21 protein-coding genes are annotated in these 25,378 nt (G+C 68.2%); 9 read left to right on the top strand and 12 right to left on the bottom strand.

The window, feature by feature from the left end; all coding sequences use genetic code 11:
* Positions 1-90: 90 nt before the first annotated feature.
* Both AB0B39_RS20720 and AB0B39_RS20715 read right to left on the bottom strand, forming a co-directional pair.
* On the bottom strand, positions 91-345 hold the full coding sequence (locus AB0B39_RS20720; RefSeq protein WP_357575100.1) for a hypothetical protein: 255 nt from the start codon (positions 343-345) through the stop codon (positions 91-93).
* Positions 342-656 carry a DivIVA domain-containing protein gene (locus AB0B39_RS20715; protein ID WP_357575099.1) on the bottom strand — a complete coding sequence of 105 codons (315 nt, stop codon included), beginning with the start codon at positions 654-656 and terminating at the stop codon, positions 342-344. Before AB0B39_RS20715 ends, AB0B39_RS20720 begins: the two co-directional genes overlap by 4 nt.
* 367 nt (positions 657-1,023) lie before the next feature.
* Between AB0B39_RS20715 and AB0B39_RS20710 the strand changes: the two genes are divergently transcribed.
* The 4 genes from AB0B39_RS20710 (at position 1,024) to AB0B39_RS20695 (ending at position 4,307) form a co-directional block, all read left to right on the top strand.
* Positions 1,024-1,902 carry a helix-turn-helix transcriptional regulator gene (locus tag AB0B39_RS20710; RefSeq protein ID WP_357575098.1) on the top strand — a complete coding sequence of 293 codons (879 nt, stop codon included), beginning with the start codon at positions 1,024-1,026 and terminating at the stop codon, positions 1,900-1,902.
* The gene (locus tag AB0B39_RS20705) at positions 1,895-2,095 is read left to right on the top strand and encodes a DUF397 domain-containing protein (RefSeq protein ID WP_357575097.1); all 201 of its coding nucleotides are present in this window, start codon (positions 1,895-1,897) and stop codon (positions 2,093-2,095) included. The genes AB0B39_RS20710 and AB0B39_RS20705 overlap by 8 nt, the downstream gene beginning before the upstream one ends.
* A 316-nt stretch (positions 2,096-2,411) precedes the next feature.
* On the top strand, positions 2,412-2,981 hold the full coding sequence (locus tag AB0B39_RS20700; RefSeq protein WP_357575096.1) for a hypothetical protein: 570 nt from the start codon (positions 2,412-2,414) through the stop codon (positions 2,979-2,981).
* 69 nt (positions 2,982-3,050) lie between these two features.
* Positions 3,051-4,307 (top strand): hypothetical protein, encoded by a 1,257-nt coding sequence (locus tag AB0B39_RS20695; RefSeq protein ID WP_357575095.1) that lies wholly within the window; start codon positions 3,051-3,053, stop codon positions 4,305-4,307.
* A 46-nt stretch (positions 4,308-4,353) separates the two neighbouring features.
* On the opposite strand, the gene pglX is transcribed toward AB0B39_RS20695, so the two are convergent.
* The 5 genes from pglX to AB0B39_RS20670 form a co-directional block, all read right to left on the bottom strand.
* The gene (pglX, locus tag AB0B39_RS20690; protein WP_357575094.1) at positions 4,354-7,923 is read right to left on the bottom strand and encodes a BREX-2 system adenine-specific DNA-methyltransferase PglX; all 3,570 of its coding nucleotides are present in this window, start codon (positions 7,921-7,923) and stop codon (positions 4,354-4,356) included.
* A gap of 34 nt (positions 7,924-7,957) precedes the next feature.
* Positions 7,958-9,655, bottom strand: coding sequence for a DUF262 domain-containing protein (locus AB0B39_RS20685; protein WP_357575093.1), 1,698 nt, complete (start codon positions 9,653-9,655; stop codon positions 7,958-7,960).
* 12 nt (positions 9,656-9,667) lie between these two features.
* Positions 9,668-10,543 carry a hypothetical protein gene (locus tag AB0B39_RS20680; protein ID WP_357575092.1) on the bottom strand — a complete coding sequence of 292 codons (876 nt, stop codon included), beginning with the start codon at positions 10,541-10,543 and terminating at the stop codon, positions 9,668-9,670.
* A complete protein-coding gene (locus AB0B39_RS20675) occupies positions 10,533-11,858 on the bottom strand; it encodes an AAA family ATPase (protein ID WP_357575091.1) in 1,326 nt (441 codons plus the stop codon). The genes AB0B39_RS20680 and AB0B39_RS20675 overlap by 11 nt, the downstream gene beginning before the upstream one ends.
* A gap of 63 nt (positions 11,859-11,921) precedes the next feature.
* Positions 11,922-14,033, bottom strand: coding sequence for a prolyl oligopeptidase family serine peptidase (locus AB0B39_RS20670; protein WP_357575090.1), 2,112 nt, complete (start codon positions 14,031-14,033; stop codon positions 11,922-11,924).
* Positions 14,034-14,162: 129 nt separating this feature from the next.
* Between AB0B39_RS20670 and AB0B39_RS20665 the strand changes: the two genes are divergently transcribed.
* Both AB0B39_RS20665 and AB0B39_RS20660 read left to right on the top strand, forming a co-directional pair.
* Positions 14,163-14,372 carry a type II toxin-antitoxin system VapB family antitoxin gene (locus AB0B39_RS20665; RefSeq protein ID WP_350794902.1) on the top strand — a complete coding sequence of 70 codons (210 nt, stop codon included), beginning with the start codon at positions 14,163-14,165 and terminating at the stop codon, positions 14,370-14,372.
* The gene (locus tag AB0B39_RS20660; protein ID WP_357575089.1) at positions 14,369-14,788 is read left to right on the top strand and encodes a PIN domain nuclease; all 420 of its coding nucleotides are present in this window, start codon (positions 14,369-14,371) and stop codon (positions 14,786-14,788) included. Before AB0B39_RS20665 ends, AB0B39_RS20660 begins: the two co-directional genes overlap by 4 nt.
* Positions 14,789-14,809: 21 nt before the next feature.
* Here AB0B39_RS20660 and AB0B39_RS20655 read toward each other — a convergent pair whose 3' ends face one another.
* The 3 genes from AB0B39_RS20655 to pglW form a co-directional block, all read right to left on the bottom strand.
* Positions 14,810-15,016 (bottom strand): hypothetical protein, encoded by a 207-nt coding sequence (locus AB0B39_RS20655; protein WP_357575088.1) that lies wholly within the window; start codon positions 15,014-15,016, stop codon positions 14,810-14,812.
* 25 nt (positions 15,017-15,041) lie between these two features.
* Complete coding sequence (locus tag AB0B39_RS20650; RefSeq protein ID WP_357575087.1) at positions 15,042-15,665, bottom strand: hypothetical protein; 624 nt, start codon at positions 15,663-15,665, stop codon at positions 15,042-15,044.
* A gap of 79 nt (positions 15,666-15,744) precedes the next feature.
* Complete coding sequence (pglW, locus tag AB0B39_RS20645) at positions 15,745-19,875, bottom strand: BREX system serine/threonine kinase PglW (RefSeq protein ID WP_357575086.1); 4,131 nt, start codon at positions 19,873-19,875, stop codon at positions 15,745-15,747.
* Positions 19,876-20,046: 171 nt separating this feature from the next.
* Between pglW and AB0B39_RS20640 the strand changes: the two genes are divergently transcribed.
* Genes AB0B39_RS20640 through AB0B39_RS20630 form a run of 3 tightly spaced genes read left to right on the top strand, consistent with a single transcriptional unit; the run spans position 20,047 to position 23,286 of the window.
* Positions 20,047-20,811 carry a hypothetical protein gene (locus AB0B39_RS20640; protein ID WP_357575085.1) on the top strand — a complete coding sequence of 255 codons (765 nt, stop codon included), beginning with the start codon at positions 20,047-20,049 and terminating at the stop codon, positions 20,809-20,811.
* Entirely contained in the window at positions 20,808-22,121 is a 1,314-nt protein-coding gene (locus AB0B39_RS20635; protein ID WP_357575084.1) for a 7-cyano-7-deazaguanine synthase, read from the top strand. The genes AB0B39_RS20640 and AB0B39_RS20635 overlap by 4 nt, the downstream gene beginning before the upstream one ends.
* Before the next feature lie 19 nt (positions 22,122-22,140).
* Entirely contained in the window at positions 22,141-23,286 is a 1,146-nt protein-coding gene (locus AB0B39_RS20630) for a site-2 protease family protein (protein WP_357575083.1), read from the top strand.
* Here the strand turns inward: AB0B39_RS20630 and AB0B39_RS20625 are convergent.
* A complete protein-coding gene (locus tag AB0B39_RS20625; protein ID WP_357575082.1) occupies positions 23,271-24,548 on the bottom strand; it encodes an FAD-binding protein in 1,278 nt (425 codons plus the stop codon). The genes AB0B39_RS20630 and AB0B39_RS20625 overlap by 16 nt on opposite strands.
* Positions 24,545-25,315: a hypothetical protein gene (locus AB0B39_RS20620; RefSeq protein ID WP_357575081.1), complete on the bottom strand. Its 771-nt coding sequence runs from the start codon at positions 25,313-25,315 to the stop codon at positions 24,545-24,547. The genes AB0B39_RS20625 and AB0B39_RS20620 overlap by 4 nt, the downstream gene beginning before the upstream one ends.
* Positions 25,316-25,378 lie beyond the last annotated feature (63 nt).

Raw genomic sequence — 25,378 nt, 5'->3', positions numbered from 1 at the left:
GGCGTCACCGGCAACCCGCCGATCCTAAGGTGTCATCCCCGCAGGTCCCAGCCCGCCGGTCCGGCGCTCAGGAGATCCGTCCCGCCGCGCTCAGCGCCGCCGGAAACGCCGGGAACACCCGCCGTCGTGGTCGGGCCGGAGCAGGCAGCGTCTGTCGCCGGGTAGCAGCCGGTCGCAGAAGACCCAGTGGCGTACGTGCTGCGCGTCCTCGGCCGACACCGTGGTGCCGCCCGGGTCGATCTGCGGCAGGACGTGCGTCCAGTGCGCCACCACCCGGGCGAGCCGCTGGGCCGAGACCAGGTCGTTCACGACCACCGGCAGGTGGATGACCCAGCGCTCGGTCACCGGTCGCACTCCCGCTCGTTGCGGGCGCGGGCCTGCTGGGACTGCCAGCGGCGCAGCGCGTCCTTGACCCGGTCGGTCTCCCGGCGACTCTGCGCGAGCGCGTCGTAGACCACGGCCAGGTCACCGGCGACCCGGTCGAGGAATTCCCGCACCTCCTGCGGGTCGAGCCCGCGACGGCCGAGCGGAGTCGGCCGGAAACCCCGCTCGCGCACCTGCCAGGGCCGCAGCGGATGGTAGGCCGCCGAGCGGTAGCAGGTCGGCCCGCTGACCGATCGTTGGCGACTCCGGGCACGCCGGAAGAAGACGCGCATGACAGGACCTGCCTCTCACCGTCGAGATTGACCTGTGGATGGGGTGAGCCCACCGGCCCACCCCGCACCGGTGGACCCACCCCGGCACCTGCCACCGCAGCCTTCAATCAGCAGTACGACAGCAGGGCACGCATGACCATTGAGCAGCGATAACTCCACAGTGGCCGCATGGGCAGTCAAGCACTGCGTCCGATCAGATGCAACGTCTAACGAAGGTCGTCTCAGCAGACTCGGATACTTCTAGGAGAACGCAGCGTGACGTGTCTATTGTTTCTGATACATAGGACGCGTTTAATTGGGCAGACGCGTGTCAACCACGACCTGACCATCGGAGGCAGGGGTGTCACAGGCCGTAACGGGATCGACCATGCTTCGGCGACAACTCGGCAGGAAGCTCGAAGCACTTCGCAAGGCCGCTGGACTGACGATGGAGAAGGCAGCCGAGGAACTGGACCGCGCACGTGCAACCCTTTACCGGATCGAAAGCGGCGCCGAGAACGTCCGCTTCCGCGCGGCGGACGTCAAGGAGATGCTCAAGCTCTACGGCGCCTCGGACGACGACACCGAGTTGGTCCTCGCGATGGCGGCGGCCACCCGCGAAAACAAGAACTGGTGGCACGACTACATCGGCTCCGGCCTGCCGCGCTGGTTCCAGCTCTATATCGGCTTGGAGGCTGCGGCCTCCAGCATCAGGCAGTACCAGGCCGAGTTGGTCCCCGGCCTACTCCAAACCCGCGCCTACGCCGAGCAGCTATTCAAAATGCCCGGCGGGGCGATCGAGACGCAGGACCGCGGCGGGCAAGAGCGAGCAATCCAGCTCCGGGTGGAGCGGCAGGCCCTTCTCACCCGATTTTCCGCCCCGCAACTCAGCGTGATAGTCAACGAAGCGGTGTTGCGGCGTTCCGTCGGCAGCGCCACGATCATGGTTGAACAGCTACACCAGATCCTGAAGGCCGCAGAGCTACCGAACGTAACCGTGCAGGTGCTGACTTTTTCTGGCGGCCTACACGCCGGGGCGATGGCCGGAGCCTTCTCGATTCTGGAGTTCCCCCGGGACAGCAGTGGCAAGGAGGTGGAACCGCCGGTGACGTACCTGGAGGCCGCGACCGGGGCGATCTACCTCGACAAGCCGCACGAGACCGACGCCTACAACATGATCTGGGCCGACATGACCAGCCGCGCCCTCAACGAGTCCCGATCGAAGAACCTGATCCAGCAAGTCGCAGAGGAGTACTCCCGTGCCTGACCTGACCGGTGCCGTCTGGCGCAAGTCAACCCGCAGCAACAACGGCGGGGAGTGTGTTGAGGTCGCCGACAACCTCCCCGGCGTTGTCGGGCTACGCGACAGCAAGGACCCGACGGGCCCGGCCCTGACCTTCAGCTCAGCAGCTTGGGCCACCTTCGTCCGAGCTGCAAAGGCCAGCCCCCTGAGCCACTAACGGAGGGCTGCGCAGCCTCGGAGCGTCTCGAGGGCTGCGCGCCCTGCTGCCGTCAGTGGGGCTCGACGGCGTCGCGTCGATGGCAACAATCGGCCCATGGGGTTCAGCGATCGACGCAACGGCGCGCGGAGCGGAAAACGAAGCAAGGACGCCCAGGCTGTGCAGGTGCAGCTCGAGAATCCATGGCCACCGGGTGGGACTCTCGGCGTGGTCACTATCGGAGGGCGGACCTTCCACAAGAACACCGACTGTCCTGGATACCGGCAGGGTGTTCGCCAAGCGGAGAAGAAGGGCCGCACCATCAACGAAGTCGAGCATGTCAGAGCCGCCGCCGCTCGTGATCGCGGCAAGGGTGTGTGTCGCCGCTGCTGGCCACGTACTTGATCTGATCACCGTCCTTCGGGGCGACAGATCTGACTCTCTGGCCCTGCTGGGGCTGGACGGACACCAGTATGTTCCGCTCATGATTCCGTCACACGAGTTCACCATGGACCAGCTCGATGCGGCGATCGACTTCGTGACCAGCAATGGCGCGGAGGACCGGGGGCAGACGATCTCCTATGCACGGGTTTTCCAGGCCGCCGGCTTGCCGAATCCCCAGAATCTGCACGAGAGCGGCGAGTCGCACCGAGTCACCGAGTTCATGGCCGCCTTTCATCACCGCTGCCAGGAACGGCAACTGCCACCGTTGGATGCCTTGGTGGTCCACGTCGCCGGGTCGCGCGCAGGGTTCCCCGGTGTCGGCTACTTCCGGGTCAACGGCAAGGCCGACCCCCGTGGAGAGCGGGTCGCGCCGGAGGCGCAGGTCGCCAGCACCCGTTTCTGGGAGATGCAACGCGAAGAGTGCAAGCGCTGGGGCATCAAGAGCCGGCGCGGCCAGCTCTAGAACTTGCCGACGACCAACCCATCCCTCAACCAGACAGGTCAGTCAATGGCACCTTCTCCTGCCAGCCTGATGGCGGCACTCACCAACCCTGGCGACTACGCCGTAAAGTCGGACAAGAAACTGGCGACGGCGGTACGCCGGGCGCTCTATCAGAAGACCGGGCTCGACGTCGACGTGCGCCCGGTCCCTGAGCTCGCAGGCATGCACGTTCGCTCCAACGTGAGGCCCTTCGATCTGTTGTTTGGCCTCGGCCGGACCACCAGCGCCCTTCCCGGCCTCCACTCGCCAGGCGCTGCGGGGCTTCCGGGGCTCGCTGCCCTCCGGACCGCGAGCCGCTGGGCCATCATTCGCTACCTCTGGGCATTCCACGAATACCGGCCGCAGATCTACCTGTCCGAACTGACCGAGCAGGTGAGGTTCCACCAGCGGACGCTCCTCTCGGAGCACTTCGGCATCGCCGTAGCGACGGATCTGGTCGAACAGTTCATTCTCAGACGCCCAGCAAAGGTCGTCGACGCGGACGCCGTGACCTTCGATCCCGTACTTGCCGAGGCGATGCGGAACCTGAAGGCACACAAGCCCGACTACTTCTGGTACGACACGCATGCGGGCCGCGTATCGGACGTGGTCGTGGTCGAGGTGAAGGGGAACAGCTCCAGCAGGCAAACGACCGTACGACAACTCGCACGCGGCGTTCAGCAGGTGCTCGTGCCGGTCAACGTTCCTGGGGCGACCATGCGCCGCATCGTCATCGGCGCATGCCTGCGAGGAGACGCGCTTGAGGCGTTTGCAGTAGAGGTCCCAGACCCAGACACGCGGACACGTCGTGTTGCCCTCGAGAGCCTGGCCGAAGACGAGGGATCGTCGCCCGAGACACTTGCCGACATTGACGAAGCCGACGACTACTTAAACACCGAGGTCAGTCAAGAACGGCTGACTGTGGAGGTGGAGGACCTCGACCAGGCGCGGTTGCTCGCATTCGCCGGGATTCCGTCCACCCTTGCCGGCATCCGAGTGAACCCTGGAGAGATCATGGAGGCGGTTAGCCAGCTGGAGGTGATCGACACCGCTCGCGGCGCTTTCCGCTGTGAGACCACGCGAATTCCGGTTGGCCCGCGGAGCCTGAACCTCAGGACGGGCGTCGCCGAGGAGTTCCTTGATCTGTTGAACCGTCAGGCGACATCTCCCCGTCGAGAGCGCTACCGCGCACAGTACGAGACGGGGATCTACACCCGGGTGCCGGGCAGTCCCCGAGGTCGCAGCGACGAGCCTCTCACCGTTGTCACGTCGGCAGACGGTTGCATGCTGTCCGTCTCGCTCGTCTGAACGCCCGTACCGGCTTGTCGCCCGCTCAACCTGCTTCTGCGGTTTGTTAGGGCAGCCCCGGCACGCCGCGAAGGAGGGTCAGCGCTGTGCGGTCGGAGCTGAGCTGGGCCAGCTCGGCGTTAATGAAGTCGGTGAAGAACTCGGCCGGTGATCCGGGGAACCCGGCCTGCTCACCCGAGTGCCACTGGTGTAGCCACGGCTCGATCTCGACCAGCCCGGCGAGCAGCGGTAGCAGCCGGTGCGCCGGCCACGCCTCCTGCGTCTTTCGGTCAAGGTAGACGGTGGCGAGCGCCTGCGCCTGCGCCAGGTGGTCCCACCCGGCCCAACCGAGCAGTGCGCTGCCGTCGCTGTCCCGCCCCGCCTGCGGGTACGAGATGAATCGCTCCTTTGGCACGTCGAGCTTCGTGCGCGCCTTCCAGTACGACGGCCGGACGAAGTCCGCCGAGGTGTACTTCGGCGGCACCTCGATCTCGACCTTCTCCCCCGCGTCCTCCCGGCGCTGCAACGCCCAAGTCCGCTCCCACTGCGCCCGCTTACGCAGCCCGGACGGCTTGTAACGGTGCGCTGGCAGGTACGGCACATGCTCGTCCGCGACAAGCAGGCCGAGCGTCTTGGTCAGGTCATAGTTGTCGTACCCGACCCACAGGTCCAGCACCGCTCGGAAATCCTGGTCGTGGCCGATCCGGTCGGCGAGCTGCGCCACCGACAGCGGCGTCGGCTGCCCACCCCACAGCTCCGGCGTTTCCAACCGGTCGAGCAACCAGTCCCGCAACGCTGCCGACTGCAATTTCTCCCATCCGTCGGTGGACCAGCGCCGCTTGCAGTCCGGCCGCTCCATCAGCCCGATGTACCGGTTGGCGGCGATGGTGGCAATTCGCCGCTCGACCAGGGAGCGGTACTCCACCGGCCAGTGCGGCTGCGGCCGGTCGATCGGCTTCGACCCGTGCCGGTTGAACCACTCGGTCTGCGCCCCGCTGGTGTGCAGGACAATCTCGAAGGCGCGCTCCCCCAACGCCAACTCCGGCGGGTTGGCGCAGGTCAGATCCTCGTCAATCAGCCCATAGAGCCGGTAGACCTCCCAGTCCAACTCCTCCTGCAACGCGATCATCCGCGCCCGCACCGAGTGGTACTCCGCCGCAGCCTCCGCGAGCCGCTGCCGGCTCGGCACCCCAGAGGCGGCAACCGCTGCCGGGGTCAGGCTTGCGAGCCGCTGCGCTAGCTGATCAATCTCCCGAGCCCGCCCCAACGGGTACGCCGAAGGCAGCGGAAACTCCTGAAGTTTAGTGCTGGTGAATTCAAAAAAACGTTCCCAGTCATCGCTAGTAAAGCCGCCGCCCTCACCTCGGATGCCTTTGTCGTGGCTTACCTGCTTCAGCCAGAAGCATGCGGTCGAGCTGTTCAATACCCCAAGCAGCCGCAGGTGATCGTCCTCCGTCGCACCCTCCGGCAGCTTGATAACCGGGGCGTGACGATTGAAAAGCCTTTCGCCTCGATCCAGCACAAAATGGTTGTGGGTAGAGATATCAGAAAAGACGATCGACAAGGGAGTGGCGACCCGCCGGCGATAAAACTCCCGATATTCGTGCCAAGCAAAGCCTGGGATGGTCCCGACAGGAACCCCGAATCGCTTGCGCACAAGAAGCAGTGTCCGGTTGGGCCACATGAAATGGCTGAGGTTCGAGGATTTCAGGTCAACAGGCTGCAGATCGTCGCCGTACGGCCACGCAGCCACAGTCTCCGGTGAAATAGCGAAGTCCCGAACTTCATCTCCCTCGACCATTGACCTAACGGGCAACCCGCCCCGCCGGACGGCCGTCGCTTCACCGTTCAGCAGATAGGCGTCATCTTCGCCTGTGATTACGTAAAAGCCGATTGCGTCCGCGGTTTCACGTAAGCGACTCGTCGACGCCCCATTGACCATCGCCATCAGCCCGACAGCGCCACCACCGGAAAGACTCCACGGATGAGCTGCAAACTGCCCACGAGGTATATCCGCTGCGCTTATCCATAATGACTCAGAGTTTGGCCGTTCGATCTGCGCAACGATCGCCCGCCACACAAGTCCCTCACTGGGGTCAACCGGGGCAGACGGTTCGCCGCGGACACCAAGTACAGCGCGAACAACAGGTGAACGGCGGCGTTTGTTGGCGCGGCCGACTAGGATCACCGTCGGGGTTCCGTGACCAGGGATGAATGCGCCCGAGGTGTCGACAATTTCGGTCAATTCGACGTCATGCGCGAGGTAGCTTTCAATCAGCTTCTTGCCAAATTCGCGCTTCATGAAAGCGTTGCCGGTGATCTGCCCGACATGACCAGCGCCGTCGCCGTGCTCGTCAGACCATTTCGCGAGGTCAAAAAAACGCTTCGCAAAAGGCACGGTCAACGCATACTGCCGGTGGCAGACGGTCGGGTAGATGCTGCGGTAGAGCTGGTTGCGGGCCGAATCGGCGACGGTGATGTAGGGCGGGTTGCCGACCACCACCGTGTATTGGTTCTCGGCCAGATAGTCCTCGAGCAGGTCGACGTCTTCGCTCTCATACGCGAAAATCTCCTTCTTCGCTGCCTCTGCCTCGTCGTCTTGCTGCTCCTGGCTCTTCAACATCTTGAGAAGGTCGCCCTGTGCTCGGGAGCTGAAGGCCCCCCACGGCAGCAGTGAGTCGCCGGTCGCGACCCGGATCGGCCACTCCGGCGTGCGTTCCAGCTTGGTCAGCCCGCATACCTTCATCGCGGCGATCAGCAGCCGGAAGCGGGCGATCGCCACCGCGAAGCCGTTGATGTCGACGCCGGTCACCTGGCCGAGCGCCCGTTCGGCGAGCACCTTCACGTCGGTGGCCGGCTCCCGGTCCCTCCACTTACCCACCAACCGGTGGAACGCGCCGAGCAGAAAGTGGCCGGACCCGCAGGTCGGGTCGATGACGCTAGTCGCGGCGAGGCCGAACTCCTTCACCGCGGGCTCGAAGGTGCGGTCGAGGATGAACTCCTCCACGAACTCCGGGGTCTGCAGCAGCGCGTACGTCTTCTTCGCGTGCGCGGACATATCCTGGTAGAGGTCGCCCAGGAAGCGGGTGTTCAGGTCGTCGCGGCGTAGCGACTCCTGACCGGCGCCGCGCCGGAAGAAGTCGCTCAGCTCCTCGGCGGCTGGGCCGGAGACGTCGAACCGCCACAGCGGGTTGTGCTGGTCGAAGATCTTGCCGGTGGCCTTTAGCTCCGCCAGATAGCGGAACGCCTCCCGCAGCCAGTGCCGGTCGTTGTGGCGGGGGTTGGCGATCAGGTACGCCTGCCGGTGCTGCACCGCCCGCTCGGCCGGCGCGGCCGGGTCGGCACCACCGATCCACAGCTTCTCGACCAGCTCGTTGTCCTCGCAGAACCGGACGAACACACAGCCGAGCACCCAGGCCACCGCCGCCTGGTCGAGCACGTCGTCGAGCCAGGTCTCGAAGCTGCCGCCGACCCGCTCGGCGGCCTTCGCTTGGTCGTACTCCTGGCGCAGCTCCGCCCGCAGGCCCGGCGCCTCCGCGACCTGCCCGCGCAGATCCTCCACGAGACCCCGCAGCGGTCCGCGCAGATCATTCGTCAGTCGCTTAGCCTGCTCTTGCAGCGCCTTGAGGTCGATCACCGCTAGATCCTAATGTCTGTCGCTCATCAGGCCACTAATCCGACGAGTCGTCGTCGGCCACGCCTTCGAGCCGCTCACCAAACGGTACGCCGATTCGTGTACCGAATGCTCGCAACCGCTCCTCCAGGAGTTTTGTCCGATCTTCCACGAAGAGATCGGCCCGTTCTTCCTTGAGCCGGTACCACGCCGACACCGGAACGCCGTGACTCTGAAGGATCCTGCGGGCGCCGTCAGAGGTGTACGGGCTGAATGATCCGTCGTTGACCAGGCCACCGTCGACGGGTAGGTCTTTCAGTGACTTCCACAGTCCGATGCCGGGCACGGTCGGAAAGACGAGTCGGTTCGCCGGTTCGGAGTGACCGGCGAAAACCGGCCGGTACGCCTGGGTCGGCCCCGAGGCGATCCGTTGCGCCACGTCGAACTCCTGCCCGAGGGCGTCCCGTCGCTTCGGAAACTCGCCGATCTCCCAGGCCACATACGCGAGGGTGCGGGCGCTGTTGAGGTTGAATGCATCCGGCATCGGCTGGACATCGGCCAGGTCAAGGGGTAGCTCGGCCTGACGCTCGGCGAAGTCCTGCATCTCGCGCAGCTTCGTTCGCAGCGTGGTTGAGTTCGCCCCTGCGAACGAGCCCGCCCATGAGGTCACCCAGAACCAGCGCCGCAGCTCATACCGCTGGTCGTCGTTCGGCTTCGGACAGTGGTGAAAAAAATTGGCGAGGACCACAAGTTGGTGCGCATAGGGCAGGAGCTGGGCCAGCGGAAGGCCGGCCCACCGGAGGAAGTCCACCGTCGCGTGTACCGCGCGCTCTGCATCGGGGACCGCGTCGATCAGCCGGTTCTGGAGCCGCCTGGCGACCGCCTCCCATCGCGGTGTCATCACATCCGGCTCATCAGCGAGCGCGAGTACGACCCGGAAGAGTGCCAGCCGCGGCAGCTCACCGAAGCCGGTGGTGGCCACCGACTCCACGATCTCGTCGATCCGGCTCGCCAATGTGGGCTGGTCTGACCGATGGGTCAGCGCCGAGACCATCTGGTCGGCGTCCATCCGCACGCCCTTGCGGTTGAGCCGGGTGTAGACGTCGACCGCCTGGTCCAGACCGCCGCCTTGCAGCCGGATCAGGGTGAGCTTGTAGTTCTTGATCCGCTGGGCGACCCGCTCGGCTTCCCGCACCAGGAGTTCCGCGCGTTCCCGCCCCACCCGCAACTCAAGGGTCCGGCTGAAGTTGAGGAAGTCGAGCGTGCTGGCCACCGCGCGCACCGGCAGGAAATGGTCCGGTGGTGGCGCCGGCGGGCTGCCCCCCGCCCGATGATGGCGGTACCGCTCGGAATCACTCCTCGGCGTCAGGTCACGGTAAACCCGCCACTTCCACTCCCGCTGGTCGTCCGCGCGCGGCGGACGGCCAAGCCGGCGTAGCACGCCGAAGAGCGTGGAGAGCCGCTGATGACCGTCGAGCACGTAGGACACCGGTCGCCCGGCCGGTGCGTCCGGTATGGCGACCTCGCCGACAGCGTCGAGCGACAGCACTGGTTCGTTGGTCTCCCACAGCAGGACGCTGCCGATGGGATAGCCGCGCTCGATGCTGTCGAAGAGTTCGAGCATCTGCTCGGGACGCCAGACGAAGGGCCGCTGAAACGCGGGTACCCGGAGCGCACCGCTCGCGATGTCCTCTAGGACATGGTCCAGGTGAAGAACGGTGGGTTCCAGGCGGCTGTCGCCCCGGTCACTCAGCATGACGCCAGTGTCCTACAGAATCCGGTGAATCATCGCAAGCACCTGCCGCAGCTCATTCACCACGTCCGGCCCCAGCTCATGGAAGTCCGCTTCATTCAGCCGCATGTCCGTCGGCAGCAGCGGTGACGGCATGGATTTGTTCTTCCCCACGAAGTGCGTCTTGAGGTGCTCATAGCCCCTCCTCTGCGGAGTCCACGCGCGCAGCTCCTTGCGCTTCGCCGTCTTGTACGGAAAGTGGCGGTCCCACACCCGGAAGGGGACGTAGTTCTCCACCATCCGCCAGGTGAACATGTGGATGTGCGGGACTCCACCCTCGCGTGCCTCATTGACCTTGCGGTGGTTGCCGAGTTCGGCTGGCCCGCTCCGGTCGCTGTCGATCAGCATCGCCACCCGCACGATCATCGAAAAGTCGCCGCACTCGTCGACCGCGATGGCGGCCATCTGCCCAGTGCCGCCGCTGTGGCAGAACTTCAGCCAACGTTTCCTGAGGGCGTGCACCACCCGCTTGTCACCGAGTGCCTCGGCCACCGCCTGCACGAACCCGCCGTCACCGATCCGGTTCTCTACCACCAGGACCGCCGGTCGGCCCAGATCCTCGGCGGCCGAGGTGACGTTAGCCGAGTTGATTCGCACCGGCTGTCCATCAGGAGACGAGGTGGCCGATCCGCCACGGTCGGCGGCGGCCTCCGCCTCTTTCTGCGCCCAGAGCTCCAGGGCCGGCAACCTGATCTTGACAGCATCCATGTTAGCTACGAATGACGTGGCTCGGACCGCGTCCGCCGTTGTCGGGCGCCAATCGTGACGGCCACGCGCGACCTGCTTGAGGACCTCGATCACCGGCAGGTGATCGGCCCCGGCGAAGACCTCGACGTCGATGTCAAGAAGCATCGTCGAGCCGCTCCATCTGCGCCGCCGCGAGCGCCCGCACCTCGTGATAATCCTGCGAGAAGTAACCGTCCGGCCAGGTGTCCTCAAGGTTGCCCAGCTCGTCGACCTTGACCTGGCGTACCACCGAGGCTCCGTCCCGCTGCTCTACGACGTACACCTTGAGCATGTCCGCAGAGAACTCGTTGTCGACCTCGGCGATCCGCCGGCGCAGCCGCAGCAGCAGCGTCTCGCTGTGCGTCTCGATGAGGAATCGGGTGCCGGTCGCCTTGGCGGTGGCCAGGTAGAGGTCGGCCAACTCGGCGTGGGCGGCCGGGTGCAGGTGCATTTCCGGCTCCTCGATGATCTGCAACGGCGCACGGTCGGGCTCGCCGCGCAGCTCGTCTAGTGCGCACTGCACCAAGATCGGCAGCACCTGCGCCAGCCCCGTGCCCGCGTCAGCTAGGTTCACCCGCACCTCACTGCCCTTGCGGGTCAACACCGTCGACCAGAGCGGCCCGGCCGGCACCTCGGCGATCCTCCAGTCCGGCACGATGGTCGCCAGCAGCTCGTTGACCCGCTCGACCAGCGCCCCACGGTCCCTCCTGAAGTCGTGGGCGAGGATGCCCGCCATCCCCTCGCCCTGCGCGCCCAGCACCGAGGGCGTTCCAAGCGGCAGCCGGTGATGCCGTGCGACCCTCTCCCGGTAGGGACTGAGATAGCGGATTGGCCCGGGGCTCAGGTCGAGTGTGCCGACGTCCCCCAGCCCGGGCACCCCGCTCAGGTCCGGCACCAGTCCCCGGAAACCGACCCGGTGGGCTAGAGGCTCCTTTCCGGGCAGCCGAATTTCGTACTCGAGCTTCTCCCCACGCCGGATCTGCGGTTCGGGTGTCACCGCGATGCCATCAATATCCGGGGTGTCCTGCTGACCTGCCCCGACCAGCCGGGACGAGACGATCACCGCCTTGAACTGCGGGGACATGAGATCCAGGCTTGACACCACCGCGCTGTTGATGCTGTCTACATACTGGATTCCTGCTTCCAGGGAAAAGAGCAGCCGGTCGTCTTCGGCCACCAGCCCCAGCTTGATGGGCCGGCCCGTCAGGTGGTCGTGGAAAAGCTCCCGAAAGTCGTCCACGGTGTCCGGCCCGAGCCGATCAAGGTCCAACGGCGCGGTGGAGTCGGTATTGAACCCGGTCGCGATAACCAGCGGAGCGCGGGTCAGCACGCTCTTACCAGAGTTGTTCTTACCGAGGACGACCGTGACCGGGGCCAGCTCGATCTCCTGGCGATCTCGGAAGCAACGGTAGTTTTGAAGCACGATCTTGCGCAGGGGCATTCCTAGACTCCTACCACAGAGAGAGACTGGGCGCGTACCCACGCACGTCCAGCATGGAGTGGCCTACTGGCCGGCGATGGTCCGGACCCGCTCGCCTTCGTCGCGACGAGCAGGCTGGCGTGGCAGAACAGCTGCAGCAACCGGTCCGGTCAGCTTCCGCCACAGGAACTCCAGCGTCAGCGCCCACACGAAGGCCCGCTGCTCGTTGTTGGCCGCGGCACCGTGCCCGCCTTCGACGTTCTCGTAGTAGGACACGTCGTGGCCGTGCTCGCGCAGCCGGGCCGCCATCTTGCGGGCGTGCCCCGGATGCACCCGGTCGTCCCTGGTCGAGGTGATGAGCAGGACCGGCGGGTACGGCCGGTCGCCGCGGACGTTGTGGTACGGCGAGTACTCCCGCAGGTAGGCCCAGTCGGCCTCCCGATCCGGGTCGCCGTACTCGGCCATCCACGACGCCCCGGCCAGCAGCCGGTGGTAGCGCCGCATGTCCAACACCGGCACCTGCGCGACGACAGCCCCGAAGAGCGCGGGGTAGCGGGTCAGCATCACCCCCATCAGCAGCCCGCCGTTGCTGCCGCCCTCGATGCCGAGTCGCTCCGGCGTGGTGATCCCACGCGTCACCAGGTCGGCCGCCACCGCCGCGAAGTCCTCGTACGCCCGGGGCCGGTTCTCCCGCAGCGCGGCCCGGTGCCACTCGGGGCCGTACTCCCCGCCGCCGCGGATGTTCGCCACCACGTAGCTGCCGCCCCGGGCCAGCCAGCCCCGCCCGATGATCCCGCTGTAGTGCGGGGTCAGCGAGACCTCGTAGCCGCCGTACCCGGTGAGCAGCGTCGGCCCGCCGGCCGCGCCCGGGTCGCCCACCACGAAGTACGGCACCCGGGTTCCATCGACCGAGGTGGCGAAGAACTGACGGACCGCCAGGCCGTCCGGGTCGAAGAACACCGGTCCCCTCTTGAGCGTCTCGACCGCGCCGCCGACCTGGCCGAGCCGCAGCGTCGCCGGTTGCAGGAACCCTTCGGAGGCAAGCAGGTAGGCGTCGTCGTGGTCCGGGTCGGTCTCCACGATCCGGCTGTGGTCGAACTCCGGCACCCCGGCGAGCGGCTTCCGCCGCCAGCCCGTCTCGCCGGGCGTCAGCACCTCCAGCCGGCTCCGCACGTCGACGAGCGTGGCCAGGATCAGATGGTTCCGGGTCCAGAAGTAGCCGCTCAGCGCCGTGCGGGCGTCGGGCCGGAAGAGCACCGTAAGCTCCCGTTGACCGGCGAGGAACGCCTCGAATCGGGTCGCCAGCAGAACGCCGGCGGGATGGGTCACCCCACCGACCAGCCACGGCGAGCGCAGCCGGATCAAAAGCCACTCCCGGTGTACCTCCCACCAGGCGTCCTCCGGCACCTCGATCCGGGTCAGCTCACCCGCCCCGGTCAGCATGTAGCTATCGGTGCGGTAGAAGTCCAGGCTGCGAACGACGAAGTCGCGCTCGAAGTCGGGGCTTGGATCGTGCGAGGCGAACACCCCGACGTCCTCCGGCCGCCCCTCGTGCACCGTGTCGGCCGCGGACAGCGGCGTGCCTCGCCGCCAACGTTTCGCGACACGTGGGTACCCGGAGGAGGTCAGCGACCCCGGCCCGAAGTCGGTGCAGACGTAGATCTGGTCCGCGTCGATCCAGCAAACACGGCTCTTCGCCTCCGGCAGCGTGAAGCCGTCCTCGACGAAAGCCCGGCGGAGCAGGTCGAACTCGCGCACCACGACGGCATCGGCGCCGCCCCGGGACAGGCTGATCAGGCAGCGCTCATAGCCGGGCCGTAGCACTGTCACCTTCTGCCAGACCCAGTTCTCGCCCTCCTTCGCTGCCAACGCGTCGAGGTCGAGCAGCACGTCCCACTCCGGCTCGCATCGGCGGTACTCCTCGCGGGTCGTCCGTCGCCAGACCCCACGCGGGTGCGCCGCGTCCTTCCAGAAGTTGTAGTAGAGGTGATCCCCACGCCAACCCGGATAGGGAATGCGATCCTGAGCATCGAGCACCTGCCGGATCTCGGCCCGCAAGCCGGCGAACGCCTCGCCTCCGGTCAACGCGGAGACGGTCTCCGCGCTGCGGTCCCGCACCCACCCGGCGGCGTCCGCACCATCAAGATCTTCCAGCCAGAGGTACGGGTCATCGCCCTCGTCGGTCAGCCTCGCCACCTTCGCAACTATCCCGACGGGCGATCCGTATCCATGTCTGTTGTCAGCATGGCGACTCAGCGGGCTCTGATATCAAGAAGGCGTCAGATTGATATCATCGGCGAGTAGCGCCCACTAGAGGAGGCATCCGTGAGCCGGACGATCCTAGATGTCGATGACGAACTACTCGCCGAGGCCGGCAAGATCCTTGGCACCACGACGAAGAAGGCCACCGTCAACGCTGCCCTCAAGGCTGTCGTCGACCGCGAGAAGCGGCGGCAGTTCGCCGACTGGCTCAAGAGCGGAGGGCTGCCCGATCTGACGGGTCCCGTCGAGGCGGCCAAGCCGGACGCAGCGTGAATCACGAGCACTACCTGCTGGACAAGTCAGCCCTCGCCCGCTGGCCCAAGCCACGCGTGTCCCCGGTGCTCGGCGAACTCTCCGACCGAGGGCTGCTCGCGGTGTGCGGGGCGGTCGAGATCGAGGTCATCCACAGCGCCCGCACCGCCAAGGACGCACAGCGCGCCAGGTGGCTCATGAGCGGCTTTCGGTGGCTGGCCATGCCCGACGAAGTCTGGGATCGAGCGATCGACATCCAGGTGCAGGCGTTGCACAAGGGCAACCACCGAGCCCTGTCGATGGCGGATCTGCTGATCGCCGCTACCGCCGAACGACACGGAGTCACCGTCCTGCACTACGACGGCGACTTCGACCTCATCACCGCGATCACCGGCCAGCCCACCGCCTGGGTAGTCCCGGCCGGCACAGCCGACTAACCCAGCGTTCTCAAGCTCGCTTTACTCGTCGTCGATCTTGTCGCTTGCCGGACCGGTGTAGCCAAGCGCCAAAAGGTGACCTTCGAGGACCGTGTAGAGGGCGTTGCCCTCGTCAACGTAGAGGCGTCGCTCGCCACCACCGGCCTTGGCGGCCACGTAGTGGATGCGTCCTGCTTCGCCGCGTTGCCGCCAAGCCCTCAGAACGACACGATCGCTGATGTGTGGCATAGGCCTCCCTCTCGCCGCTGATCATTCAATCTGCTGTCAGAAGCCCCTGGTTGTCATCGATGGGATCTGGAAGCGCCAGCTTCAGCAAGCCAGCCGCTTCGAGGGCCTTCATCGTCACGAGAACCGGGTTGTTCCGGTACTGCTTTTTCTGCGCCGCTCGGACAACCTTGGCGACGACATCACTGACGCCGAAAACGCGGATCGGGCCGGCCCCGACCTTCTGCGTCGCACACCACTGCCTGATCTTCACTTCATGCACCCCGGTGGTCGGCGCCGCAAACCGACCAACATAGAGGCGAATCTCGATCTGCTCTGGGCGATAACCGAACCGCTGGGACGCGCCAAGGACGACCGCGTCTCGTACGGCGTCGTTGTTGAGCAGCGCGTAGAGCTTCCTCGCGCGGAGATTGGCGGTCGCGCCTGTGACATGCTCAGCGACCACACCCCGGGATCCGAAGGCTGACTTGACCGAAGCCAATACCAGGCGATCGCCACGAGCGGCGACCAGGTCGACTTCGAATCCGTGTGTCTGCACCTCGACATACGCTGATTTGGCGGTCGGCTGCTTCACTGGAAACTTCACTGCCTCCGAAACCACGAAGCCCTCGTCCTCAAGGGCGACGGCGACGAAGGACTCGAAGGCTTCCATGTCCGGAGACTACTGCCCAAGGTCCACAGTGCACCACTGTATCGAGCTGGGTCCGACGCACTCGACACCCCGATGCCTGCTACAAGGCTCGGGTCCTCGGCACGGCGGCTGCTTCGATCCAGTCGTTGGCGAGCCACAGCGATTGGCTGGCCGGTGAGGTCAGTGGCAACTGCACCCCGTCCAGCACCGCCGGCTCGGGGCGGCGCGCCGGCACCAGCAACAGCCGGGCCGCCGGCCGGGGCCGGGTCGGGTCGGCCAGCTCCTGGAGCAGCCCGAGCTGCCCGTACCGGGCCAGCGGCGCCGCCTCGGTGATGAGTACCGGCCCGTCGGCGGCGGCGATCGCCGTGCTGACCGCCGGCACCACCTGGTGCCGGACCAGGTCCACCAGGCTGCGGAAATCCGCGTCCAGCGCGGAGCCGTTGTCGGCCGCCACGATCGCCTCCCACGGGAAGCCCAGCGCACGCAGCCGGTCCAGCAGGATCGCGGTGACGTCCACCTCGGTCAGCGGCAGCCGGTCCAGCAGCGCCCGCCGGGCCGGCCCGAGCCGGCGCAGCGGCGCCAGCACCGCGAGGAAGGCGCGCCGGTCGATGGCAGAGGTTAGCTTGTCTCCCACCTCGTCGGCGGCGGTGAGCCCGAGCAGCGGTGCGTGGGTGGTGGCCAGCCGGGTGCCGGTCACTGACGCCGTCGTGGTCGCCGGCCCGTACACCCGGTCGTGCGGGTGCCAGGTCAGCGGTACCTCGGCCGCGGCGAGCAGGTCGTTCAGCGCGGGCCGCTTCGGCAGCCGCTCCGCGCGGGGGAAGCGGCTCTGCACCCGGTCGCGGATCTGCTCCTCGCTGAGCCGCTGCCCGATCAGGCTGCCCACCGACAACCGCAGCGCCCGCTCCGCCGGCATCCCCACCGGGTAGAGCTGTCCCTGCGCGTTGACGTCGACCCGATCGTTGCGGGCGGCCGCCGCGAGCTGCAACAGCCGCAGGTCGGCCACGGCCGGCATCCCCGCCGGCACGGGCAGCCGGCGCAGCTCCTCGACGGCACGTTGCCGGGTCGGCAGCGGATCGGCGCCGACCAGCTCGACGGCCCGGCCGCCCAGCTCCACCACGTACCCCAGGAAGTCGGCGGCGGTGACGTCGGACGCCGGATCGTCCGGTTCCCGGCCGACCAGGACCGTGCCGGAGGTGCGGAACCGGTGGATGGCCACCCGGGCGTCCCCGCCGGTGCTCAGCTCGGCCTCGACGGCGGCGCGGACCAGCCCGATTGCCTGTGGCAGCCGCTTCGGCGCGGGTGTGTACGAGCCGCGGGCGGCAATCAGCGCCTGGGCCAACTCCTGGGCGGACATCACCGCGCCGCGGGCGTCGAGCAGCGCCACGATCTCGTTGCGCACCGCCTCCAGTGCCGGCTCCCCCAGCCAGTTCCTGGCCTGGGCAGCGAGCAGCTTGGAGATCTGGGGCTGGCTCCGGCCGGTGGCCCGGGCCGCCTCACTCTGCGCCGGCCAGCACAGGAACTCACCGTCGTCGGTGGGCGTCTGCCCGAGCAGCACGGCCAGCGTCCGGTGGTTGCGGGACGTCGAGGCGGGAAGCAGAGTCGCGCAGAGCGCCTCCACGCCCTGCGCCAGCGGCTGCTCGTCGACGGCGGGCGACTCGCTGCCGCCGGGCAGCACGGCGCGCAGCGCCCGCGCCTGGGCGAGGACCTCCTTGCGGGTGGCGTCCGGCACTCCCTTGGCCCGGGTCAACGCCGACGGTTCCGCGTCCAGCAGCTCGCCGACGGTGTGCAGGCCGAGCCGTTCCAGCGCCGAGCGGGCCCGGGCGGTCAGCTCGGTGACCTCCAGCGGCGACTCACGAGTCAGCCCCACCGCCGCCGGCACCGGGCCGACCGGAGTCACCGCGGGCTGCGGGACCTGCTGGAAGATGGCCCGCCAGGCGTCGGTCATCTCGTCGACCGTGTCGAACCGCGCCGCCGCGTCCCTCGCCAACGCCCGGCCGAAGAACTCCACCAGCCGGTCGGCGACCGCCGGGTCGAACACCGCCGGGTCGAGGGCCACCTCGTCGCTGACCACGGCCGGGTTGGCGTTGTCACCCCAGCGGGGCAGCACGCCGGTCGCCATCTCGTAGAGCACGACGGCCGCCGCGAACCGCTCGGCCGCCGCGTCGTAGCGCAGCCGGCGCGGCGGACCGAGGAACGGATCGAGGTAGCCGACGGTGCCCGCGCCGAGCTGGTCGGCGGGGGCGGACGAGAGCGAGAAGTCGAAGACGCACAGGTGCGGCTGCTTGTCCTTCGGCCGGGGCCGGGCCGCCAAGTTGGCCGGCTTCAGGTCACGGTGCCAGACGCCTTGGCCGTCCAGGTAGTTGACGATGTCGAGCAGGTCCCGGCCGTATCGCTCCAGCAGGTCCAACGCCAGCCGGCCACCGCGCAGTTCCTCGGCGAGGGTCCGCGTACCGGCGCTCTCCATGAGCAGCGCGGTCCGGCCGCCGACCCGCACCGGGCCGTCGACCAGCGCGGCCACCTGTGGGTGCTTCAACCCCGCGAGGGTACGCGCCTCGGCCGTCAGCCGTTCCTCGTGCTGCTCGTCGCGGGCGACTTTCAGCACCAGGTCACGCGACTCCCCGTCGCGAGCGACCAGGAAGGCGACGGCGGTGGCACCGGAGCCGAGCCGGTCCTTCACCTCCAGGCCGCCGTCGAGCACGTCACCCCGGTGGGCGGAGAGCGGGTCGGCGACCGGCTCGGGCTCAGGCGCGGTCAGCTCCTCCCAGACCTTCTCCAGGTCCTTGTGGAACCGGGAGACGCTGGGCAGCCGTTGCGCCGGATCGCCCCGGGTCGCGTCATAGACCAGGGTGACCAGCGTGTGCGGCATGCCGTCGACCGCAGCATCGAGGTGCAGGCCGCTGTCGCGTACCGCGTTGACGAGTTCCTCCGGCGTGGCGGCCGGCACCGCCCCGGCGAAGATCCGGTACGCCAGAGCGCCGAGGGAGAACACGTCGAGCTGGTGGCCCGGCAGCCGGGTGGCGTTCTCGGCCTCCGGCGCCTGGTAGCGGCGGACCTCGTCGTCGAAGAACAGCTCCAGGCTGGCCGGGTCGCTCGACGGGCCCAGTCGGGTGAGCTGGGTCGTGCCGGCCAACCGGCCGCCGGTCTGCCAGTCGGTGACCACCAGCGTGGGGCGTGGCCCGTCCGGGTTACCGACGTAGATCGCCCGGGGCGAGAGCGCCCGGTGGGCCAGCCGGCGGGAGTGGGCATAGTCGATGATCTCGGCCAGATCCTGCACCAGTTGCAGTCGCTGGGCCAGGGTCAACGCGTCGCCGCGGCGCAGCAGCCACTGGTCGAGGCGTACCCACTCCTCCTGGTGGTCGAAGATGACCGCCGGGCCCCACGAGTGCTCAACCAGGTCGTGCGCCCGGGCCACGCCCGGATGGTGGATGCCCTGCAGCAGGCGGAACTCCCGCTCCGCCGCCCTGCGGATCGCCGGAACCTCATGCTCGGCGGCCCGGCTGGTGAGGTAGAACCGCACCCGACGCACCAGCGATGTGTCCAGCGCGTGCCCGGCGAGGAAGTCCTGCCAGCCGAGACCCTCGGCGAACGGCTTCGGGTGCAGCAGCAGTTGACCGACCTTGCGGTCCGCCACCGACGGCCGGATCTTCGCACCGCGCACCAGCTCGACGATCTCCCTGCCGCGCGCCTCGTCCACCAGATGGTCCGGGTTACGCGGCAGGGCGAGCAGCAGCTTCTTCAGGCCGGGCAGGCCGGAATCGTGCTGCTCCAGCCCGTAGATGTGCTGGCTGCCGATCGCGTCCAGCTCGGCCCGCATCGCCTTCGCGTGCAGGAAGACCGCCGCCCCGACATAGGGCGTCTCGCGCTGCCGTCCGTGTTGCTTGGCGTAGTAGCGGATCAGGCTGGCCAGCCGCTTCGCCTTCCGGTTGGCCAGGATGTACGGGTTGTCTTCGGGGATCAGTCGAGAATTCGGCGCCCGGCGCAGCCACTGGGTGCCGTCACCGCGGATCTCCCCCTGCCAGTGCTTCAGCTCCAGCACGTAGAGCCCGCTCGGCGTCAACACCAGGGCGTCGACCTCGTTGATCGAGCCGTCGGCGCCGACGAACTCGACGTTCGTCCAGACGTGGTACGGGTCGGCATCGGGCAGATAGCCGGCCAGCTCACGCAGACCGTCCTGCTCCCAGATGTACGAGCTGGAGTTGATCTGCTCCCAGCGCGGTGAATCCTCCCGCATGCGCCGACCCTTCCGCCCTGGCCGTCATGTTCCGGCTCAGGCTGCGCACTTTACCGTTTCGGCGCTTGATCAGCGGAGACCACCGCTCCGAGCACGTAGTGCATCTGGCCAAACACTGTGGGTGTCAATAGACTTCGCTCGACGTCCTTCCCAACCCCTCGGGAGGTCGGCATGGGCACCTCGACCCGTCTACCAGGTCCGAAGAACGGCAGCTGGACCGCTGCCAAAGGCCGGCTGGGCAACTGGACGCCGGACGCCAGCAGCCGGCCTGATCAACTACTCGAGCATGACCAACAGCGCGCCGAGGCGATCGCGGCCCAGTACCAGCGAGCGTTGCGAGACGCCCTGAACGCAGATCCGGAGGCGTTCGGCATCCGTGCCGCAGCGGAGCAGGCCGGCGGACGGCTGATCGAGCTGCTCGATGGCCTCGGGCGAGCGGATCTTCCGCTGGTGGCGGACTTGGCCGCGCAGGATGACGCCGACGAGTTCGTCCGGCGGTTCGTCGGACAGGTCGCCGGCGATGGCCAACTCATCGTGGACGCTGCCATCCGCCGGGCCGCCCGACGCGTCGGGGAACACCTGGTGACGCAGGAAGGACCACTCGCCGATCCTGGCCGTCCAACACCGGTCACCGGCGAGCTGTTCTGCGCCTTGTATCGCGCGTTCTTCGGTGAGGTGGTCGGCGAGTTCGTACACATTCTCATCGCGGAGAACATCAAGATCGCCGTACCGGCACTGGCCATCCTCGACCCGACCGACATGGTGGCTGGCTTCGTTGCCGATCAGGTCGTCAAGGTGCTGCCCAACCCCTGCGCCGAGGCGGTCAAACGTGGGCCGGAGCCACCACGGCTCGCCGATGTCGCCAAGGACCTGCTGACCACCACCGTGGCGGAGGCCCTCGGGCTCGGCGACAGCGGACTGGAGTTGGCGGCGTGAGCCGGGCCAGCTTCGCGTATCACTACGCCACCCGGGGCGGGGTGTCCACCGACCGGAAGCGGGAGACCATCGGATGGCCGCTGCTTGAGCATGCCGACGAGCGATTGCAGAAATTGGCCGAGGTACCCCAGGACCGCCCGGACTGGGCCCAGGACCTGCTGCAGATCGCCCGAGCCGTGTACCTGGCCGACAAGCTGTCGCTGCGCGAGTGCGCGATCGACGGCTGGACCCGAAGGATCGACCTGTCCGTGGAGGTGGTCAACTCCTCCGTCTGGAGCCCGCCGACGTTACGGCTGCTGTCTCACCTGTCGGAGACGTTAAGCGCGGATCAATGGACGATCAACGTCCGGACCGGCGGGCGTAGGTGGCCCCAGCAGGGACGGACCACCTACGCCGATGTGGGAGAGGTGGCCCTGTTCTCCGGTGGGCTTGATTCCACCGCGTGGGCGGCAGAGCGTGCCAAGGTTGCGGCCGGCCCTCTCCTGCTCGTCTCCTATTTTGAACCCCAGTGGGGCAGCCAGCAGGACCAGACTCTCAGCGCGATCGAGAGCTCAGCCTGTCGCGACATCGAGCAGCTCAAGGCATCGCAGCAGGTCCGTCTTACCAGGAAGCTGGAAAAATCTGCGCGTACCCGCGGGCTGCTCTATCTCGCCACCGCCATCTACCTCGCCGCCGCCCACGGGGTGCCACAGGTGGTCGTACCGGAGAACGGGCAGCTCGCCGTCAATCCCCCGCTCACACCGGCCCGGGTAGCCGCCTGCTCCACGAAATCTGTACATCCCGGGACACTGCACCTGCTCAACTCGTTGATCGACGCTCTCGGCGGCGGGGTGACCGTCATCAACCCGTACCTGCACCTCACGAAGGGAGAGGTCTGCCGGCAGGCCCTGGACGCTGGTTTGGCTCCGGCGACCCTCACCCATGCCACCATCAGCTGTGGGCGCCCACCACGGGACCGGCCGGGTGCAGAGCACTACCACTGCGGGACCTGCTACCCCTGCCTGGTACGCCATTCCGGTCTCCTTAGCGCACTGGGAACGGACAGCACCCCTTACAGGACGGATGTCTGGATGCTGGGCGACCGGGAGAAGGCTGCCGTCGATCGGCGGGCGCTGCACCGGTGGCTGTGCCGCCCCATCTCCGTTCGAGACCTGACCACCGACACTCCGCTGCCGGACACCATCGCCCCCGGTCCCCTGCTCGAGGTGGTGGAGCGCGGTCGGACGGAACTTGGGCAGATGTTCTCTTGGCATGACCAACCGATCACACTCACCGAGACGCCGCCTCGTCGACTGGCATGGGCAGGCTAAGCAGGGGTATGAGTCCGGAATGAGGGCAAGTTTCCGGCTCGGACGGATCGCAGGGGTGCCGGTCGGGGTCAACTGGAGCGTTCTGGTCATCTTCGCGCTGATCGCGTGGGGGCTGGCCGCGAACCAGTTTCCCCGCTCGTACCCGGACCGCTCGCCGGTGGCGTACACCCTCGCCGGTCTGGCCGCGGCGGTTGTCTTCTTCGTCGGCCTGCTCGCCCACGAGGTCTCGCACGCCGTGGTCGCCAAGCGCAACGGGCTGACCGTCGACGGCATCACGCTCTGGCTGTTCGGCGGGGTGGCCGAGCTGAAGGGCGAGCCGCGCGACCCCGGCGCGGAGCTGCGGATCGCCGGCGTCGGCCCGCTGGTCAGCCTGCTGCTCGGGGCGTTCTTCGGTGTCATCGCTCTGCTGTTCGCGCTGGCCGGGCAGGGTGGACTGCTCTTCGGCGCGATCGCGTGGCTGGCCGGCATCAACGTGCTCCTGGCGATCTTCAACGTGCTGCCGGCCGCACCGCTGGACGGTGGCCGGCTGCTGCGCGCGGCGGTGTGGAAGGCCACCGGCGACCGGAGCCGAGCGTCCGTGGTGGCCGCCCGGGCCGGCTGGGTGCTGGGTGTGCTGCTGATCGGCCTCGGGCTGTGGCAGTTCCTGTCCGGTATCGGCTTCGGTGGGCTCTGGCTGGCGCTGATCGGCTGGTTCCTGATCGGCGCCGCCGGGGTCGAGGAGCGGCAGGCCCGCGCCGGAAGCGCGCTGCGCGGCATCCGGGTCGCCGACGTGATGACACCGCAGCCGCAGACCGCCTCGGCGGACATGACGGTCGCCGACTTCGTGGACCACTACCTTTTCGCGTACCGGCACTCGGCGCTGCCGTTGACCGAGGACGGCAGACCGACCGGCCTCGTCACCCTGGACCGGGTGCGGGGCGTACCGGCCGATGCGCGGACGTCGACGACGCTGGCCGAGGTGGCCTGCCGGGCCGACCATCTGGTCCTCGCGCAGGCGGGGGAAGAGCTCAACGACCTGCTCCCCCGGCTCAGCGAGTGCGCCGACGGCCGCGCCCTGGTGGTGAGCGACGACGGCCTGCTCACCGGCATCGTCTCCCCCAGCGACATCAGCCGCGCCGTTCAGCGCGGCAGCCTGCGCACCCCGGTCGGTCAGCGGGGGAAGTAGCGGTCCAGCAGGTCGGTGCGGAACGTGCCGGTCGGGTCCAGGCGGGTCAGCAGGGCGGCGAAGTCGGCGTGGCGGGGGTAGCGGGCGGCCAGCTCGGTGGGGGCGGTGACGAAGACCTTGCCCCAGTGCGGGCGGGGCGCGAACGGCGCCAGCCGGTCCTCCACCTCGGCCAGCACCGGCAGCACCGCGTCGGCGTCGTCGACCCAGGTGAAGTGGACCACGAAGCTGTCCCGCTGGTGGTTCGGGCTGAGCCACAGCTCGTCGGCCGCCACCGTCCGCAGCTCGCACACCTGCAACACGGGGGCGATCAGGTGCGCCACCTCGGCCAGCGCGGCGAGCGCCCCGGCCGCCGCCGTACGCGGCAGGTGGTACTCGGACTGGAGCTCGTCACCGCTGCTCGGGGTGAAGCCGAGCTTGAAGTGCGGCAGCCGCTCGTGCCACGGGCCCGGCACGCCGAGCTGTGGGGTGCAGTTCTCCGCCGGCATGCCGAGCACCGGGTGTCGCGGCTGGTCGGCGGCCGTGGTGCCGAGCCAGTCCATCTCCGGCGGCGGCTGGTCCGCGAGCTGCTTGCGCCACACCTCCCGCAGACGCGGGGTACGCCAGTCGGTGAACACGCTCACGCTGTACGCCGAGTCGAACGCCTCGTCCAGCGCCTCGACGGGCAGGTCGAGGCGCACGTACTGACGCAGCTCGAACGCCGGCACCAGGTCCAGGGTGACCCGGGTGACCAGGCCGAACGCGCCGAGCCCGACCACCATGCCGGCGAACGTGTCGCCGTCGGTGTCGCGGTCCACGGACGTCAGGTCCCCGTCGGCGTTGACCAGCTCCAGGGCGGCTACCGAGGTGGCCAGGTTGCCGTGGGTGGGGCCGGAGCCGTGGGTGGCGGTGGCCACCGCGCCGGCGACCGAGATGTGCGGCAGCGAGGCGAGGTTGGCCAACGCGTACCCCTGGCTGTGCAGGTGCCGGGCGACGTCGCCGTAGCGCAGCGCGCCGGCCACGGTGACCCGCCCGCGCTCGCGGTCGATCTCGATCGTCGGAGGCAGGCCGGCGAGCGAGACCAGGTCCCCCGTGGTGTCGCCGAGGCGGTTGAAGGAGTGCCCGGTGCCCACCGCGCGGATCCGGGAGCTGCCGGCGACCAGCCGGCGTACCTCGTCGACGGTGGTGGGGCGGTGGAACTCCCGCGCGGCGTAGCGCACGTTGCCGGCCCAGTTGCGGCGTGGCACGTCGGTGCTCGACGTCAGGTGCTGTCCCTGCGCGGTCATGGGGCGGTCTCCCGATCGGTGGACTGGTGGTCGGCCAATGCGGCGACGAGGGCTTCCAGAACGGCATCCGCCTGGTACGTGGGGTAGCCGCGTTGAGCGATCGGCAGACCGGCGGCGGTGGCGCGTTCGATCTCGCCCCGGGCCGCCTGCCGGGTCGCCGCATCCCCGGAGATCAGGGCGTCCTGGCCGCGTCGGATCAACCTGTCGACCCGATCCATCTGGTAGCCACGCAGGCCGACCGGGAGGTCCGGGGCGGCGAAGGCGGCGCGGCGCAGAGCGAGCAGGTCGACGAACCGGTCCCCAGCGCAGCGCGCGAGCGCCTCGGCCACCTGCTCGGGTTGCTCCCGGACCTGGTCGAAGACCAGCAGCTCGACGGCTGGCCGGCCGTCGATCGGGTGGCGGGCGGTGACCGATTCGAATGCCGCACCCGGGGCGGGCACCAGCAGCAGGCGCGGCGGGGTGGAGTAGCCGTCGCGGCGGGGCGGCTCGTCGAGGACCAGCGCGTCGACCTCGGCCCACCGGATCTCCCGGCGCAGGCCGGGCCGCCGGATGCTGAGCCCTTCCGGGGTGATCCCGAAGCGGAACGGCCGCAGCGCGCTGACCAGCACCACCGCGCCGAGCGCGATCGCACCCACGGCGACGATCGTCCGTAGCAGGGCGCCGTCGCTGGGGTAGACCAACAAGAGCACCCCACCGAGTACGCACACCAGGGCGAGCACCCGGGCCCCCCGGCTCCGGCGCAGCTCCACGCTCGGACCCCCGTTCATGACCGTGGCGTCGGTCCTCGCATCCTCCGACAGACCGGGCGCCACGGACACCGGACGATCGGG

It is taken from the genome of Micromonospora sp. NPDC049114, assembly GCF_040648635.1.
Taxonomy (GTDB): Bacteria; Actinomycetota; Actinomycetes; order Mycobacteriales; family Micromonosporaceae; genus Micromonospora.
The sequence above is the reverse complement of the archived record's forward strand: the minus strand, read 5'-3'. Positions and strand labels throughout refer to the sequence as shown.

Coding starts and splice junctions, on each gene's coding strand:
- AB0B39_RS20700 (WP_357575096.1), top strand. CDS start 2,412: ATGTCAGAGCCGCCGCCGCTCGTGATCGCGGCAAGGGTGTGTGTCGCC.
- AB0B39_RS20695 (WP_357575095.1), top strand. CDS start 3,051: ATGGCGGCACTCACCAACCCTGGCGACTACGCCGTAAAGTCGGACAAG.
- AB0B39_RS20630 (WP_357575083.1), top strand. CDS start 22,141: ATGAGGGCAAGTTTCCGGCTCGGACGGATCGCAGGGGTGCCGGTCGGG.
- AB0B39_RS20675 (WP_357575091.1), bottom strand. CDS start 11,858: ATGCCCCTGCGCAAGATCGTGCTTCAAAACTACCGTTGCTTCCGAGAT.
- AB0B39_RS20620 (WP_357575081.1), bottom strand. CDS start 25,315: ATGAACGGGGGTCCGAGCGTGGAGCTGCGCCGGAGCCGGGGGGCCCGG.
- AB0B39_RS20655 (WP_357575088.1), bottom strand. CDS start 15,016: ATGCCACACATCAGCGATCGTGTCGTTCTGAGGGCTTGGCGGCAACGC.
- AB0B39_RS20680 (WP_357575092.1), bottom strand. CDS start 10,543: ATGCTTCTTGACATCGACGTCGAGGTCTTCGCCGGGGCCGATCACCTG.
- AB0B39_RS20650 (WP_357575087.1), bottom strand. CDS start 15,665: ATGGAAGCCTTCGAGTCCTTCGTCGCCGTCGCCCTTGAGGACGAGGGC.
- AB0B39_RS20640 (WP_357575085.1), top strand. CDS start 20,047: ATGGGCACCTCGACCCGTCTACCAGGTCCGAAGAACGGCAGCTGGACC.
- AB0B39_RS20625 (WP_357575082.1), bottom strand. CDS start 24,548: ATGACCGCGCAGGGACAGCACCTGACGTCGAGCACCGACGTGCCACGC.
- AB0B39_RS20715 (WP_357575099.1), bottom strand. CDS start 656: ATGCGCGTCTTCTTCCGGCGTGCCCGGAGTCGCCAACGATCGGTCAGC.
- AB0B39_RS20710 (WP_357575098.1), top strand. CDS start 1,024: ATGCTTCGGCGACAACTCGGCAGGAAGCTCGAAGCACTTCGCAAGGCC.
- pglW (WP_357575086.1), bottom strand. CDS start 19,875: ATGCGGGAGGATTCACCGCGCTGGGAGCAGATCAACTCCAGCTCGTAC.
- AB0B39_RS20685 (WP_357575093.1), bottom strand. CDS start 9,655: ATGCTGAGTGACCGGGGCGACAGCCGCCTGGAACCCACCGTTCTTCAC.